This is a genomic window from Methylobacterium sp. NPDC097929 (genome assembly GCF_049543375.1).
GTDB lineage: Bacteria > Pseudomonadota > Alphaproteobacteria > Rhizobiales > Beijerinckiaceae > Methylobacterium.
Map to the genome: position 1 here is coordinate 1 of NZ_JBMVEP010000021.1, position 15,715 is coordinate 15,715.

Sequence of the window (15,715 nt, forward strand, 5' to 3'; positions counted from 1 at the left end):
TCAAGCCCGGCACGGAGGTGAAGCTCGCCTATCTGCGTGGCGGCAAGAGCGACGTGGCCACCGTCGAACTCGGCACGCTGCCGGGGGACGGCAAGATAGCGAGCCGCGGCGACGACGTGCCGAGCGGTCAGGCCCGGCTCGGCCTCAACCTCGCGCCGGCCAGCGAGATCGGTCTCGGCGACGAGGGCGTCGCGGTGATGGATGTCGACCCGACCGGGCCGGCGGCCTCCAAGGGCATCTCCCAGGGCGACGTGATCTTGGATGTCGGCGGCACCAGCGTCTCGAAGCCTTCCGAAGTGCAGGCGCAGATCCGCGCCGCGGAATCGAACGGCCGCAAGGCCGTGCTGATGCGGGTGAAGAGCGCCAGGGGCCAGACCCGTTTCGTCGCCGTCCCCCTTACCAAGGAGGGCTGATCCGCTCTGGACCGCCCTCTTCGGCGGCGTCCGCCGCGATGCCTGCAGCGCTGCGGACGAACGGAAGCGTACCGCGCTGGTCCGGACCAGGATACCGATGGTCAGGAAACGCTCTTGCCGACGGCGCGAGGCTATCCCGCGTTCGAGCCGGATCGGTGATCTCATCGCTCTTGCCAGGCAATCCGGCGCATTTTGTATCTTTTAAGTTGCAAATCTCCGGAACAACCCTAAGCGACGACCGTTCACGCTATAGTTGGGACGTCAATTTTAGACGGCACGCTCGTCCCTGGGAGCCCATCACGCAAGCGGGCTCTTCTCGTCTTCGTGTTTGGCTCGGTTGACCCTGCTGATTTGGTTTACGTGCCTCGATCAACCGAACAAGCCGATCTGCAAGCCACATCAAATCACAAGTCGTCATCATCATTTGACGTGGGCGCGACCGGCGATCGGCCCGTCGCAACGAGATCTGTCGGTCGGCCAGATCGTTGGACCTCTGCATTCTGACGTTCGAAGAGATACGGTCGATAGCATCAAGCTTAGGCAAAGGAGCTGATCATGCGCACAGGATCTCTGAAGACCTACCCACTGCCTGGCATTGCAGTCGTTTTATCCGCGGGTATCGCCCAAGCCGAAACCTCCAGCGGGAAGAGCGCCGATAAGAATCAAGAAAAATTGGCGAGCAAGCCGCTCAAGAAAGTCACCTGCGAGGAATTCAACGGGTTCGAAGACACGTTCAAACCAAAAATCGTCGCCTGGGCTGCGGGGTACAAACAGGGTCAGAAGAAGCCTGATGTGGTGGCGATTGATATTGCTGGGGTCGAGAAGGTGACACCCCTTATCGCTGAAGAGTGCAGGAAGGCGCCGGACGCTTCCCTATGGTCGAAGATCGATGGAGAGCTGAAGAAGCTGTTCTGATGCGGATAGGACTGCATCATTGAAGTGCTTTGCCAAACAGGCGCTTCTTCAACAGAACTCACTCGACGAGATTTGGCCAATCAACCAGCTTCATCCCTTCTGGAGCTGGTCGAGTGATGATGTCGGGAAACCCGACATCGACTCGTTCGATACTCAGACCCTTCCAGTCCAGACCAATGGACCAGCAAGCCTCGGAGGGGCTGATTGAAAAGGGCCAATGATGATTAGAGGAGCCGAGGACGAAGTGCGGTTCGAACGATCCTCCTGCATTTTCAGTGCTGTCCGAAGTGCTGCACAGGTGGTAAGCTCGATGGAGGTTCGCCCATCATGAAGCGATTCATCATCATTACTGCGGCGCTTGCGTGCAGCCCAGTTACGCTCGCACAACCATTTCCGCCACCTCCTCCGCCCGGTCCCCCACCGCCGCCGCTGAGCCTTCCCCCGCCGCCACCGCCACCAGAATTGCCGCTTCCTCCTCCACCAGAGTTCTTGCCTCCCCCACCCCCACCTCCTCCGCGCTCATAAATGTCGATGTTCGGGAAAAAGAACCTTCTCCTGAGCGGATTGACTTGGAGTAGCTTGTGATTGGATTGCGCCATAGCCAGCAGCGGCGAGATCCGCCCGGCACTCAGTCCTGTCGAAGCGGTCAAGGCAGGGCCGGATGACGTCTCAGAGATCGGGAATGGTCCACGCCGCAGCACTGCCCAGCAGACTCAAGTTTTCGAACGGCTAGAGGAGGGTTACGCCGGCATCCACTCGAGTAATGAGACATCTATGGCTTCGGACGGGACCCGGCCCGCTCCACCGAGTTCCTGGCCTGCCGAACGACCTCTTCGGGCGTCGGCGGGTTGACCGGATGGTAGCTCAGACAGATCGGTGTGCGCAGCTTGGCCGGTCGTCCCGAGCCCTCCGTCGCGAAGTAGAACTCGCCCGCGCCGAGCTTGCCGATGTCCGACGCCGTGCCGCCATTCGCGGCGATGATCTCCTGGGCCGCCGCGATGGTTGCGGGCGCGCTCTGCCGGCCGAAGAACTGCGTGGTGCAATTCGAGACGACCTGATTGTGGATGCCCCGCGGCACCTGCGTCGCCACGATCATCCCCAGTCCGTATTTGCGCCCCTGCGCCACCAGCTTGATGCCGCTCCCAAGGCTCGGCAAGCTCTTCTGCGCGGGCAGGAAGGTCTGCGCCTCGTCGACCACGTAGAGCATGCCGCGCGGCGAGGGGTTCTTCTTGATCCAGCCGAACAGGGTCATCTGCAGGCGGTTCACGAAGTCCTCGCGGGCAGCGTCCGAGCCCAGCCCCGACAGGTTGACGACGGAGACGCGGGTGCGGGCCGGGTCGGGCCCGAAGAACAGATGCCGCGGGTCGAGCACCGTGCCCTCGACCTTGAGCAGCGGATTGGTCGCTACGGCGGCGTGAAGCTGGTCCGCCATGCCGGCCCCGAGCCGTGCGGCATTGCCGATGGGGCTGATCCCGTCGGGCAGGTCCGCCAGCAGCGCGATGAAGTCGGCCAGCTTGCCGCCGCCTCGGTCGGCGAAGTGCTGGAGCGCGCCGGCGAGCACGCCGCGCAGGAGGTTAGTCTTGGCGACCGCCAGCGGTCCGAGGGTCTCGGCCGCCATCTCGATCGCCTGTTGGCGCTCGTCACGGTCCCCGCTCAGGTCCGAGAAGTCGGGCAGGACGGAGAGGAAGAGCGGATTGCCGGCATGCACGCCCGGCGTCCACACCACGACCTCGACCCGTGCATGGTAGGCGGCGGCCTTGCGGTCATCCTCGTCGGAAAACCCCTTCGGCCGCTCGGGCCAGGGCGTGCCGAGGCGCGAGAGGTCGTTGTTGGGATCGATCACGATGGCCGGAAGCCCAGCGAGCGCGGCCTCCTCCACGAGGCGGCGCAGGAGCACCGTCTTACCGGAGCCCGACCCCGCGATGATCGCGGTGTGCCGGGGCAGCAGGCGCAGCGGCAGGCTGACGCCGGGCACGTCCGGCGTGAGGCGGTGCCCGACCGGGATTGCCTCCGGCGCGCTCGGACGTTCCGGCGGGGCGCGATCCGTCGGGATCTTGTCGGCGGGTCCAGCCGGGGGCATCGTCGGAAAGGCGGAGGTCTCCACGATGCCGGAAGGTCCAGCGACCGCGGCCGTGATCATGCCCTGCGCGTCGCCGGAGGGTGGGTCGGCCGTCACGAGAGGATCCGGCGCATCGACGGTTGAGGGGGCTTCGTCACGATTCGAGCCGTGCGCGAGACCGGCGGCCTGAAAGAGCGCGGTGCGCACGACCGGCTGCTCGGCGCGAAGCCAGCGTTCGAACCGATCGGAGGCGCCCTCGTCCTGCGCCCGCCCGCGAAGATCGCGCAGGGCAACGAAGACCCGTAGATCCTCGTCGGAGGGGTCGATCAGCAGACCGCCGGCCGCCGTGAAGGCCTCGACGAGCTGGCGCGTCTTGCCGCCGCCGGGCATCGGCCCGCGCCGCACCAGCAGCAACGCCCGGTCGGGAATGCGCGCCGAGATGCCCGAGGCCGTGAGCGCCGCGCGCAAGCGGGCTTGGAACGCAATGGCGTTCTGGTGCTGGAGCGCCCGATAACAAACGTGCCGCTCGCGGTCGTTCTCGTCCCGGTGGATGAAGATCAGCCGACCGTGCAGCGGCGGGATCTTCTGGTCCGGCTCGCCCTTGCTCGCGATGTCGAGCGCGTCGTCCGGGTCGTCCTCCAGGGCGTAGAGGTCGAAGGCGTCGCGCAGCATCTGTCCGAGCCAGTGGTCCTCGTCGCTGCGGATGCCGGCGATGTCGGCCCGCGCGCAGGCTGCGGCGAGGTCGAACTCGGCGGCCGGGGGTTGGGGCGCCGCGGCGCCTGAGGTCTCGACAAGGCTGTCGCAGACGGACACCGCGCCCGCCGTGAGGCAGCGGCGGCGGAAAGCGTCGCAGCGCATCAGCAGCGTGCGCGGCATCATCGCCGACTCCGACGCCTCCGCAATGGCACGCTCGCTGAACGGCCAGGTCGGGGATGGCGGCGCGAAGCCCGCCTCAGCATAGGCCGGCTGTAACCGGCCGGCGACCAGCGCGATGGCGGCGGCTTGCACGTTCATGCCGACCAGACCCGCCGCCTGCGCGAAGCGCTCTCGCATCGGTGCCATGGCGCGCGCCGTGAGACGCTGCCAGGATTCGTGGAGACAGGTCACCACGGTCATGCTGCGGTCGCAGACGACGTGGAGTTCGAGAAGGCCCGCGGCGAGCACCTCGGCAAGGCCGGCTTCCGCCTCGATCCCGTCCTCGGCCGCGAGACGGCTCGTCTCGATGAGTCCGTCGATCTGATCGACGGCGACGAGGGTCGGCCCGCTGAGCGCCATGATCCAGCACATGCCGCGCACGAGTTCGACCGGCGCGGGCGGCGGCGTCCGGAAGCCGAGGGCGGCCCGCTCCGCCGGATCGGCCTCGTAGCCCTGCAGCCAGGCATGGGCGAGTCCGACCACGGCGAAATCCTGCGAGCGCAACAGGCAGAGCGCGCGGAAGACGTCGAGATGCTTGAGCGCGCGGGCCGCATCCACGCTCATGAGCGCGCGCACCAGCACGTCCACGATCCGGCGCGCATCCATGTTCGGAGTGTTGAACGCGGCCTCGACCTGCGCTTCGACGCCGAAGCGGCGCGCCACACCGGCGAGCACCGCATCCGATTGCCGCCGCCCGTCCGGCATCGTCTGCAGCAGCGCGGTGACGAAGCTCAAGGCCGCGCTGCGCCAGAAATCCGTGAGCCCCAGCACGTCGAGGGGCACGAACCAGCCGCCCGCGCGCCAGACCTCCTGCCGGAGCTGCCCGACGAGGTGGGTCTTGCCGACGCCGGATTGCCCGACGAGCACGCGGCCCGCGGCGCGGTCGGCCGGCGCCCGCGCCTTGCGCTGCAGCTCGGCGACGATCTCGGGGGCGAGCCGCTCGTTCGGGCCACCGGTCGGCGGCGTGTCGATCCAGATGCTGTCGAGCGTGCGCACCCAGTCGAAGTCGACCCGGCGCAGGGCGTCGAGGGCATCGCTCATGACTGGATCCAGATGATGTGGAAGGGCTCGCCCGCCGGGCTGAACGCCGCCGCGCGCTCGGCGGGATCGAGCGATTTGGGATCGCTGAACTGACTCAGCCGCGCCGTCTTATCGCCGCGCAGGATGGCGGCGAGCCCGGCATCGACCGTCGCGCGGTCCAGGTCACTGAGACCGGCACGCAGGGCGCTCAGGCGCACGGCCTTGGCCCGCTCGCCGCCCGTCAGCGCGAGATAGGCGCTCTCGATCCGGGCCCGCAGCTGCTTGGGCGTCAGCGTCTTCGATCCCCTGGAGGCTTTGGCGGTGGTCTTGCGTGCCGGTGATCGCCGCTGCGGCACCGCGAGTGCCGGCTCCTCGGGTGGCGTTCCCACGAGTTCGGCGAGCGTCCGGCCCGTCGCAGCGAGGTCCGCCTGCATCCGCTCCAGCCAGTCCTGCAGCACGCGGAAGCTCGGCGGCAGGGGCTCGCGCATATGCTCGCCGGCCCAGGCCCAGCCCTTGTCGGTGACGCTCAGCCGGAGCGAGCGCCCCTGACGCTCGGCCTCGAGGTAGCGGCCCGCGATCAAGGCCTCCCGATCCGCCTTGTCGATGCGCGGCACGAGCGCACTCTGCAGCGCGCTGCCGTGCCGGCCGAGGAGACACCACAGAATCAGGGCCTGTTTCGGTGTCGGCGTCCCACTCATCGCTCCCCCTCGGTCGTGCCGCGCCGCAGTCGAACGACGGCGCGAATCTTCTCGATCGCCAGAGGCAGGTCGGCCGCAACCTGCTCGTTGGTCAAGCGCAGCACGAGGTAGCCCGCGGTCAGCAACTCGTAATCGCGGTGGCGGTCGTTGCCGAATTTCGGTTCGCTTCGATGCTCCGGTCCGTCCAGTTCCACGACGACGCGATGGGCGCGACAGAGCAGGTCGACACGCGGTCGCGCGCCCCAGGCTCCGACCGGCACCGAGGCGTTGCAGGTGAACAGACCCACAAGCTCGACGTCATGTTCCAAGGCCGCCGCAACCCGCCGCTCGATCTCGCTGGCAGGGTGCGTCCCGGCCGGTGCGATGAAGCGGGCGAGCGCCGCACGCTCCTCCTGGACGAGCGCGCAAGCGCCGTAGAGGAGCCGGTCGTAGGGTGGGGTCTCGGGCGGCTCCACGGTCAGGGCCGCCACGACAGCAGCCCCGTGCCGCGTGCACCATTCCAGCGCTTCGATCACAGGCCGGGCTCGCGTCGCCGAAGCGGGATCGACCTCCCAGATCAGGACGACACCGACCGGATCGATCGCCCCGAGCAACCGGCCGAATTCGAGTGCGCGCGCCATCCGCCGGAAGCGCGGCGGGTGGCCGAGCCGGGCGCGCTTCGCGGCTGCCTTCAGCCAGGGATCGACCGGGACCGGATCGTCGGCCTTCGCCCGACCGTGCCAGCACGGCCAATGGCCGAGCGCCAACTCGGCGAGATCATCGAGCAGCCGGTCGACAATGGCCGTCGCCGCGCCCCCCTCGCACGAGACCAGGAGCGCGCTGCGGTCGAGATCGGAGGTCTCTGAGATGAGGGCGCCAACGCTCTCGCGGTCGCTCCCCACAACGACCATGCGCTGCCCCGGCACGAGGCGGGCGATGCCTTGAGCCAGATCGCCTGCCGTGATCCGCGGCCGCGCCGCAGCGTCGGGATGGAGGGACGGTCGCACACCGAAACCGTATTGCCGGAGAGGCCGCCGCGGTTCGAGCGCCGGACAGCCTTCGCTATCGGTAGTTGAGCACAGGCTTTTGATCCTGGCTACCGGATTCGCATCCACAAGTTGGCCGCAATGTAGGGATCGCTAGGTGCTCCATCGAGTGCCCGCATCACCGTCGCGATCACCCGACGCTCTCACCAAGCGCACGGCGTCGCGGCACGCTCGCGGCACATGCGCCTCAATCGCGCCGCGCGCCGACCACATCCGCGGACACAGTACTGGTGCTCAGGCAGGCGCCGGCGCAGCTCCCTTGGCACGCCAGCTCGAATATAAACGCCTAGACGTATGTAATTGAGATTGTGAGTTTAATCGCGCTCGCCTCATAGCCACTCGCCCGCTACGACCGCGTCATACGATTTCCGGTTGATGGCTTCGGTCTCTTCCCTCGTCCTTGCGAGGCTCAGCGAAAGCAATCCAGGGCTCAGTACCTTCCGGACACGTCGCGCTCTGGGTCGCTTCGGCTCCGCCTCGCGATGACGGAGAGGGGTGAAGGCCGAAGCGATCGAACGGAAACCGTATCAGTTCGTCACCGGCTTCGCGGTCCCTCGCGGATGAAACATATGGCATGGTGGATGTGCCGTCGGCGGAGAGATCGGTTCGTCTTTGGTGTGCCAGACCCCGCGTATCAGTTGGATCCGGGCTCCTCTTCAGTCCCCTCGTTTGCGTCACGGGCCGGTCCTCGGGCCAGCCCCGGAACGCGTCATTTAGATTTGATCTCACGGGAGCCTGCGCCGGCGGCCTGCCCGCAAGGAGATCGCGATGGAGGTCCTTCATCCTCGCTGCGCCGCCCTCGACGTCCACAAGGACACCGTCGTCGCAGCCATCCGCCTGGCTGACGGCAGCGCGGTCCAGCGTGAGGTGCGCACGTTTGCCACCACCACGCCCGCCCTGCTCGACCTGTCCGCCTGGCTCGACGAGCACGGCTGCACCCATGTGGCCATGGAGGCCACCGGCATCTACTGGCGCCCGGTCTGGCAGGTGCTCGACGCCGGCACCCGCACCTTGATCCTGGCCAACGCCGCCCACGTCAAGAACGTGCCCGGCCGCAAGACTGACGTGGCCGACGCGGTCTGGCTCTCCGACCTGCTCGCCCACGGCCTGATCCGCGCCAGCTTCGTGCCCGAGGCCCAGACCCAGGCGATGCGTGACCTGCTGCGCACCCGCAAGCAGTTGGTCCGCGAGCAGGCCAGCCACGTCCAGCGCATCCAGAAGACGCTCGAAGAGGCCAACCTCAAGCTCGCCTCGGTGCTCACCGACATCATGGGTCAGTCCGGCCGCGCTGTGCTCGATGCACTGGTCGAGGGCGAGCGCGATCCGGCCGGGCTGCAGGCGCTGGTCAGCCTGCGGGTGAAGGCGGCACCCGAGGCGATCCGAGCCGCGCTGACGGGCCGGATCGGGGATCACCATCGCTTCCTGCTGGGCGTGCACCTGCGCCAGTACGACGGGCTGGGGCGGGCGATCGCGGAGATCGACGCGCAGGTGGAGCACGACCTCGGCCCTTTCCGGGAGGCGGTGGAGTTGCTGGTGACGATCCCGGGCATCAGTGACCTCACCGCGCAGGTGATCTGTCCGAGATCGGCCCCGACATGAGCCGCTTCCCCACCGCCGGCCACCTGATCTCCTGGGCCGGGCTGTGCCCGAGAAACGACGAGAGCGCGGGCAAGCGGCGCTCGACGCGGCTGCGCAAGGGTGCGCCCTGGCTCAAGACGGCGCTGGTCCAGGCGGCCTGGGCCGGGGTGCGCAAGAAGACGAGTTACATCAGGGCGCAGTTCCAGCGTCTGCGCGGCCGACGCGGCCCCAAGAAGGCGATCTGCGCGGTCGCCGCCTCCATGTTGACGGCGATCTACCACATGCTCAAAACCGGCACGGCTTACATCGATCCCGGGCCTGACCACGGCCGCAAGGCTGCTCCGACCATCCGCGCCAAGGCGCTCGTCCGGCAGATCAAGCGTCTTGGATTTGCGTGCGAAATTAAGCTCATAGAACCAGTTTCTATTTAGTGACCATCGACGTCGCGGACCCTGGCGGATGAAACGCGGGGGTGCATGATGGGGGTTCCGTCGGCGGAGAGGTCGGTTTGTTCTTGGTGTGTCTGAACCCGCGTATCAGTGGGACCCGGGCTTCCTGAAGCACCCTCGCTTGCGTCAGGGCTCGCCCGTGAGGTCGGGTCCGGAGCGCGCTATTTAGACTTTCTTTCCAGGAGGCCTGCGTCGGCGGCGGACCCGCACAGGAGGCTGGCATGGAGGTCTTGTATCCCCGGTGCGCCGGGCTCGACGTACACAAGGACACGGTGGTGGCCGCCGTGCGATTGGCCGGGATCGGGGCGCCGACCCGGGCCGTCGAGACCTTCGCGACGACCACGCCTGGTCTGATGGCCCTGTCGGCCTGGCTGGAAGAGCACGGCTGCACCCACGTGGCGATGGAGGCCACGGGCGTGTACTGGCGCCCGGTCTGGCACGTGCTGTCGGCGGAGGGCCGCACCCTGATCCTGGCCAACGCGGCGCATGTGAAGAACGTGCCGGGCCGCAAGACCGACGTGGCGGACGCGGTCTGGCTGTCCGGTCTGCTCGCCCACGGCCTGGTCCGGGCGAGCTTCGTGCCCGAGGCCGAGACCCAGGTGATGCGCACCCTCCTGCGCACCCGCAAGCAGTTGATCCGCGAGCAGGCCTCCCACGTCCAGCGCATCCAGAAGACCCTGGAGGACGCCAATCTCGGGTCCCATCGCGCCTGAGCGCGATGGGGTCCCGATCAAGCTCGCCTCGGTGCTCACCGACATCATGGGCCAGTCCGGCCGCGCCGTGCTCGACGCCCTGGTGGCGGGCGAGCGCGATCCGGCAGCTCTGAGCGGGCTCGTCGACTCCCGGGTCAAGGCGGGACGCGACAGCATCCGAGCTGCGCTCACCGGGCGGATCGGCGACGCGCACCGCTTCCTGCTCGGCCTGCACCTGCGGCAATACGATGCCCTGGCCGCAGCGGTGGCCGAGATCGACGCGGAGGTGGAGCGCGACCTCGGCCCTTTCCGGGACGCGGTGGGGCTGCTGGCGACGATCCCCGGCGTGAGTGACCTGACCGCCCAGGTCATCCTCTCCGAGATCGGCCCCGACATGAGCCGCTTCCCCACCGCCGGCCACCTGATCTCCTGGGCCGGCCTCTGCCCGAGGAACGACGAGAGCGCCGGCAAGCGCCGCTCCACCCGCCTGAAGAAGGGCGCGCCCTGGCTCAAGACCACCCTGGTCCAGTGCGCCTGGGCCGCCGCCCGCAGGAAGCAGAGCTACCTCCAGGCCCAGTTCCAGCGTCTGCGCCACCGACGCGGACCCAAGAAGGCCATCTGCGCCGTCGCCGCCTCCATCCTCACCGCCGCCTACCACATGCTCAGGGACGGAACCGTCTACGCCGACCTTGGCCCCGATCACTTCCAGCGCAGGGCGCCCGAACAGCGCGCCAAGGCTCTCATGCGCCAAATCGAGAGCCTCGGCTTCTCATGCGCCATCGCACCCGTCGACCCAGTTTCTATTTAGAGGTGGTGCGCAGGCGCGGACTGCATGCCAGCTGCCGCCAAGCTCGGCCAAGAGTCCCTGCGTCAGCGCCAGGACGAAAGACTTGTTCGTGGCATAGGCGGCGTTGAAGCGCTCCGGGGCGAAGGCGACGTTGCCTGCCCCCTGAAAAGTGGTCCTCCCTGAGGTATGGCTTAGAGCCATGTGGAGGAAGTTTTCATGGAACGGAAGAAGCATACTCCGAAGAAATGGTCGCCAAGCTGCGCCAAGTCGATGTTCTGGTCTCGCAAGGCCGTAAGGTGTCTGAAGCAATCCGATCCATCGAGGTGACCGAGGTCACGTATTATCGCTGGCGATCCGAGCACGGCGGCCTGAAGGGTGATCAGGTCAAGCGGCTGAAGTCCTTGGAAATGGAGAACTTGCGCCTGCGTCGGACGATCTCTGATCCGACGCTGGAGAAGCTGATCCTGAAGGAGGCAGCTTCGGGAAACTTTTGAGCCCGGTTCGCCGCCGGGCTTGCGTCAATCGCGTCGTAGCTGAGCACGGTGTATCGGAACGCTTCGCCTGCCGCGTCCTGGGCCAGCATCGTTCGACGCAGCGCAAGTGCGCCGTGGTGGTCGAGGACGAGGCCGCACTGACCACCGCCATCGTCGCGCTGGCCATTCAGTACGGGCGCTACGGCTACCGCCGGATCACGGCGCTGCTCCGGCGCGATGGCTGGACGGTCAACGTGAAGCGGGTCGAGCGCACTTGGCGGCGTGAAGGGCTCAAGGTCCCGGCCCGGCAGCCGAAACGAGCCCGCCTCTGGCTCAACAACGGCTCCTGTGTGCGCTTGCGGCCGGAGCGGCCCGGCCACGTCTGGTCCTACGACTTCGTCGAGCACAGCACGCACAACGGGCGCAAGTACCGGATGCTGAACGTCATCGATGAGTTCACGTGCCAGTGCCTGGCCATCCGCGTATCTCGTAAGCTGAAGGCGCACGACGTGATCGACGTACTCTCAGATCTGTTCAGCCTGCGCGGTGTGCCGGGCCATATCCGCTCGGACAATGGCCCGGAGTTCATCGCGAAAGCCGTCCGAGACTGGATCGCGGCGGTCGGCTCGAAGACCGCCTACATCGAGCCCGGCAGTCCCTGGGAGAACGGCTATTATGAGAGCTTCAACGCGAAGCTGCGGGATGAACTCCTGAACGGCGAGGTGTTCTACACCCTCAAGGAGGCTGGTGTCGTGATCGAGCAACGGCATCTGTCCGCACCCCGCGCTGGGCTACCAGCCGCCTGCGCCAGAGATCGTCATCTGGTCGGGAGAGCCGAGCGGTTCAGCCCCGGCCGCTCGCCCCGCCATCGTCATGCGACCGACAATGCACTAGGTAGGGGACTCATTCAGGTCCATGCGACGACGCAGGAAACGAGCGCGACGGCGGCCAGATAGTTGCAAGACAAGCGGTCATAGCGGGTCGCGACGCGCCGCCAGTTTCTGAGATGGCCGAATAAGCGCTCGATCCGATTGCGCCGCCGATATGCGATCCGGCTGTACTTGTAGGGGACCGTCCGGGTGGCCGTGGATGGGATGGTGGCGATCACCTTGCGGCTCTTCAGCCAATCCCTCAGGCTCTGTGCGTCGTAGGCCTTGTCGGCAATCAGGCGCTTGGGCGGCACGACGGCCTGCAGCAGAGGCAGCGCCATGCTGATGTCAGCCACGTTGCCCGGCGTCAGGGCGAACGCAACCGGTCGGCCACGACCATCGGCCAAGCAATGGATTTTGCTCGTGAACCCGCCGCACGAGCGGCCGATGGCTTGGCTCCAGGCCCCCCTTTTCCGCCGGATGCCGAGCGGTGTGCCTTCACGTGAGAGGCATCGAGCATCAGTTCCTCGAGGACAGGACCTGCGGCAGCGATCCTGGCAAACAAGCGCTGCCAGACACCGCGCTGAGACCACCTATTGTAGCGGTTGTAGATCGTCGTGTGTGGGCCATAGGTGGCGGGCGTGTCCTGCCAACGGCATCCGACCTTCAGCACGTGCAGGATGCCGCTGATGACCCGCCTGTCGTCGACTCGAGGTTTGCCCGGTTGGCCGTGGGGCAGGTGCGGCTCGATCCGCGCCCAGGCTTCGTCCGAGAGCCAGAACAACCGTGCCATCGCGATCCTCCTGCGCTGGAAACCCCAAACCCAGGCACAAAACGCAAGCGGACACAAATGGTTGTATGAATTCCCTACCTAAGCCGGCTACTCCTTCGTTGGAGTGCCCCTCCTCGTCTGCCACGGGCGCGGTGTGAGCAGGAATGTTGGCGCGCCCGTGCGTGAGAAACCTCCCGGCGCTCCAATTGCGCGCGCCCGGGAGGACCTCGACGTCCAGGGTGGCCGGGGCCCGCCGCGCGGTCTCGGCGAGGTAGAGTAGATAGGCGATGCCCGCGACCATGGGCGGGGTGTAGCTCGACTGGGAAGAGCAGGATGACGGTTGAGACGCCGACGCCGGCAAGGACCGCGTGTACGACGTTGCCGACCGGCGTCGTCAGGCCGGCGACCGTGCCCGAGCCGAGCGTGTATGAGAGGACGAGCACCATGTCGGGGCCCGGCGACAGCACGAGCACGACGGCGGCGGCGAGGAACACGGCGTAGGTTTGCGGATCGAGAATCGGCGTTCGGCTTGGTCGACTTGCGAACGCGGCGACCTTATCCGAGCTCCGCCTCGACCGCGACCTTGTCGACCACGGACCGGACCTCGACAACCTTGCCGCCCTTGAAGCGATAGAAGACGTTCTCCGTGAATCGGACGCGCCGGCCGTCAACCGCCACGCCCATGAAGTCGCCGCCCGGGTGGCAATCGAAGGAGAGCCGGCTCGCGACCCAGGCGCCCTCGACGACCAGGAGCTCGATCTCGAACCGGATGTCCGGCACGGTGGCGACATCCTCCTCCAGCATGGCTCGGTAGCCGCAGACGCCGAGGCGGTTGCCGTTGCGCGTGACGCCCTCGTCCACGTAGTTGCCGAGGCGGTCCCAGTCCCGAGCGTTCAGGCAGTCCAAGTAGGCACGGTAGGCTTGTCGCAGGTCGCTCATGGCCGCCTCAGGTCTCCAAGCGGTTGGATACGCCGATCCCGCTCCACAGGAGCCCGATCAGCGCTTCGACGTGCGCCTCCCGCGACGCGTCCGCGTGGCCGCAGACCCCGGCCATGGTGGCGCGATGATAGAGCGAACCCAAGATGGTCGAGGCGAGCGCGTCGACGTCGCAGGCGCCGATCCGTCCAAGTCTTTGCGCCCGTCGAAACCAGTCGAGGAAGGCGCGATAGCTGCGCGCCGGGGCGGCGTCGTCCTCCGCCGGCAGCGGCCGCATCTTGTCCTTGGGGATGCCGGCCGCGCGCAGGACGGCCATGCCCGCGTGCAGATCCTCGAAGAAGGCGGCGATGACCTTGGCGTGCCCCGAGAGCTGCTAGGTGATCGGACGTCCGTCCGGTCCGGCCTCCAAGTCCGCGACCCACGGGATCTCGTCCGGCACGCCGAGCGCCGCCAGCATCAGCCCTTCCTTCGAGCCGAAGCGGTTGAAAATCGTCGTGTGGCTGACGCCGAGCTCGCGGCCGATCTCCTGGGCGGATACCCCGGCGCCGCGCGCCAGGAAGCGGGCACGCGCCGTCGCGACGATCTCCTCGTCCGTCACGGCTCGCGGCCGACCGATCCGCTTCACGTCAGCACTCGACGCCATAGGATCGATATATAACTTTCTTGCGAGAAAGAAATACCGGCCGTCAACCCCTGACTGGCGCGCTGCTCAGAGACGAGCATGAAACGGGATCAATCGCTGACGGTACGCTTGTCCGAACCCGGGCCGTCTGGGCTAGCCGGAAAGTTCGTGGCGGTCGTCGGCGGCACGGGCGGCATCGGACGTGCCATCGCCCGGGATCTCGCCGCCAGGGGCGCCGAGGTGATCGTGGTCGGCCAGACCTTCCGCGACCAGGCCACAAAGGGCATCCGCTTCCTTAAGCGGACCTCGCCCTGATGCGGGAGGCCGAGCGGGTGGCGGCGGAGTTGCCGGCGGAGAAGCTGGACATCGTCGTCTTCACCACGGGCGTCATGGCCGGCCCGAAGCGGGAGACGACGCCCAAGGGCATCGAAAGGACCTCGCGATCAGCTACCTGAGCCGGTTCGTGATCCTGACGGGGATCGCGCCGCACCTCGGCACGGGTTGCCCCGCCCCCTCAACGCGGCCACGCGTGTTCGTGATAGGCTTCCCCGGCACGAACCAGGAGGCGGACCCGGCGGACCCGGCGGACCTCAACTCCGAGCGGACCTACAAGCGCATGAGGACGCACGGCTATACCGTGGCCGGCAACGAGGTGCTGGTCCTGGACGCGGCACGGCGCTACCCGCACGTCGTCGCCTTCGGCCTCAACCCCGGCTTCGTGAAGACCAACATCCGGGCGAACCTGTTCGGCTCGCGCGCCTTCCTCAAGGTCATGGAATTTCTAACGGGCTTCATGACCGTCTCTCCCGAGACCTACGCGGATCGGATCGTGCCCCAGCTCGTGTCGCCCGACCTGGACGGCCGGAGCGGCGCGATGTTCGACAACAAGGCGCGGGCGATCCTGCCGAGCGCGAAGTCGACGGAGATCCCCTACGCGGACGCCGTGATCGCCGCCTCCGCGGCCCTCCTGGCGGGTGCGGAGCCGGTCCTGTCGTGAAGGGAGGAGAGATCATGATCGTGTCCAAACCCCGCCTCGTCGGTCTCAACCACATCGCCCTGGAGGTCGGCGACATCGAGGAGGCGCTCCGTTTCTACGGCAGCGTGTTCGCGTTCGAACTGCGCGGGCGGCACGATGCGGCGGCCGACCATCCCGCCATGGCCTTCCTCGACATGGGCGACCAGTTCATCGCCCTGATCGGCGGCCGGACGCAGCCGCGGGACGACGAGCGTCATTTCGGTCTGGTCGTCGACGACCGGAGCGCCGTCATGGAACTCGCGGAGGCCGCAGGCGCGATGATGCTGGACCGCCCGTTCAACTTCCGCGACCCCTGGGGCAACCACCTGGAGATCGTGGTCTACGCTGACGTCCAGTTCACCAAGGCGGACGAGGTCCTCCGCGGCATGGGCCTGGACCTCCGCAAGCGCGAGGAGGCCCTGGACGAACTTCGGGGCAAGCTCCGGCAGTAGGGGCGGTGAGCGAATTCATCGGAAC

13 protein-coding genes and 3 pseudogenes are annotated in these 15,715 nt (G+C 67.2%); 9 read left to right on the top strand and 7 right to left on the bottom strand.

Annotated elements, in window-relative coordinates:
• A partial coding sequence (locus ACPCJR_RS24935) for a PDZ domain-containing protein (protein ID WP_391516820.1) occupies positions 1–413 on the top strand: 413 nt, incomplete at its 5' end.
• Positions 414–968: 555 nt separating this feature from the next.
• Positions 969–1,328: an acid-activated periplasmic chaperone HdeA gene (locus ACPCJR_RS24940; RefSeq protein WP_391516059.1), complete on the top strand. Its 360-nt coding sequence runs from the start codon at positions 969–971 to the stop codon at positions 1,326–1,328.
• Between the two features lie 772 nt (positions 1,329–2,100).
• Here the strand turns inward: ACPCJR_RS24940 and ACPCJR_RS24945 are convergent.
• From ACPCJR_RS24945 to ACPCJR_RS24955, 3 genes are read right to left on the bottom strand one after another with little or no spacing between them, the layout of a single operon-like run.
• Positions 2,101–5,343 (bottom strand): helicase HerA domain-containing protein, encoded by a 3,243-nt coding sequence (locus tag ACPCJR_RS24945; protein WP_391516061.1) that lies wholly within the window; start codon positions 5,341–5,343, stop codon positions 2,101–2,103.
• Positions 5,340–6,020: a hypothetical protein gene (locus tag ACPCJR_RS24950; RefSeq protein ID WP_391516063.1), complete on the bottom strand. Its 681-nt coding sequence runs from the start codon at positions 6,018–6,020 to the stop codon at positions 5,340–5,342. The genes ACPCJR_RS24945 and ACPCJR_RS24950 overlap by 4 nt, the downstream gene beginning before the upstream one ends.
• A complete protein-coding gene (locus ACPCJR_RS24955; RefSeq protein WP_391516065.1) occupies positions 6,017–7,114 on the bottom strand; it encodes an endonuclease domain-containing protein in 1,098 nt (365 codons plus the stop codon). The genes ACPCJR_RS24950 and ACPCJR_RS24955 overlap by 4 nt, the downstream gene beginning before the upstream one ends.
• A 699-nt stretch (positions 7,115–7,813) precedes the next feature.
• On the opposite strand from ACPCJR_RS24955, the pseudogene ACPCJR_RS24960 reads away from it, so the two are divergent.
• The 3 pseudogenes from ACPCJR_RS24960 (at position 7,814) to ACPCJR_RS24970 (ending at position 11,918) form a co-directional block, all read left to right on the top strand.
• Positions 7,814–9,054, top strand: a pseudogene (locus ACPCJR_RS24960) (IS110 family transposase).
• A 239-nt stretch (positions 9,055–9,293) separates the two neighbouring features.
• A pseudogene (locus tag ACPCJR_RS24965) lies at positions 9,294–10,572 on the top strand (IS110 family transposase).
• Positions 10,573–10,767: 195 nt separating this feature from the next.
• A pseudogene (locus ACPCJR_RS24970) lies at positions 10,768–11,918 on the top strand (IS3 family transposase).
• Between the two features lie 13 nt (positions 11,919–11,931).
• Here the strand turns inward: ACPCJR_RS24970 and ACPCJR_RS24975 are convergent.
• The 4 genes from ACPCJR_RS24975 to ACPCJR_RS24990 form a co-directional block, all read right to left on the bottom strand.
• Positions 11,932–12,686 (bottom strand): IS5 family transposase gene (locus ACPCJR_RS24975; protein WP_391516067.1). Its coding sequence is split into 2 segments (ribosomal slippage): positions 11,932–12,330 and positions 12,333–12,686, totalling 753 coding nucleotides; the frame shifts between segments, so codons are not numbered across the junction.
• Between the two features lie 534 nt (positions 12,687–13,220).
• Positions 13,221–13,604 (bottom strand): ester cyclase, encoded by a 384-nt coding sequence (locus ACPCJR_RS24980; protein ID WP_350634383.1) that lies wholly within the window; start codon positions 13,602–13,604, stop codon positions 13,221–13,223.
• Between the two features lie 7 nt (positions 13,605–13,611).
• The gene (locus ACPCJR_RS24985) at positions 13,612–13,917 is read right to left on the bottom strand and encodes a hypothetical protein (RefSeq protein ID WP_350634382.1); all 306 of its coding nucleotides are present in this window, start codon (positions 13,915–13,917) and stop codon (positions 13,612–13,614) included.
• A 57-nt stretch (positions 13,918–13,974) separates the two neighbouring features.
• Positions 13,975–14,226 (bottom strand): TetR/AcrR family transcriptional regulator, encoded by a 252-nt coding sequence (locus tag ACPCJR_RS24990; protein WP_391516070.1) that lies wholly within the window; start codon positions 14,224–14,226, stop codon positions 13,975–13,977.
• Positions 14,227–14,391: 165 nt separating this feature from the next.
• Here ACPCJR_RS24990 and ACPCJR_RS24995 point away from each other — a divergent pair, with 165 nt between their 5' ends.
• The 4 genes from ACPCJR_RS24995 (at position 14,392) to ACPCJR_RS25010 (ending at position 15,690) form a co-directional block, all read left to right on the top strand.
• Positions 14,392–14,538 carry an SDR family NAD(P)-dependent oxidoreductase gene (locus ACPCJR_RS24995; RefSeq protein ID WP_391516072.1) on the top strand — a complete coding sequence of 49 codons (147 nt, stop codon included), beginning with the start codon at positions 14,392–14,394 and terminating at the stop codon, positions 14,536–14,538.
• Complete coding sequence (locus ACPCJR_RS25000) at positions 14,538–14,678, top strand: hypothetical protein (RefSeq protein WP_391516073.1); 141 nt, start codon at positions 14,538–14,540, stop codon at positions 14,676–14,678. Before ACPCJR_RS24995 ends, ACPCJR_RS25000 begins: the two co-directional genes overlap by 1 nt.
• Positions 14,679–14,752: 74 nt before the next feature.
• Positions 14,753–15,220 carry a hypothetical protein gene (locus ACPCJR_RS25005; protein WP_391516074.1) on the top strand — a complete coding sequence of 156 codons (468 nt, stop codon included), beginning with the start codon at positions 14,753–14,755 and terminating at the stop codon, positions 15,218–15,220.
• Positions 15,221–15,234: 14 nt separating this feature from the next.
• A complete protein-coding gene (locus tag ACPCJR_RS25010) occupies positions 15,235–15,690 on the top strand; it encodes a VOC family protein (RefSeq protein WP_391516075.1) in 456 nt (151 codons plus the stop codon).
• Positions 15,691–15,715: the final 25 nt, after the last annotated feature.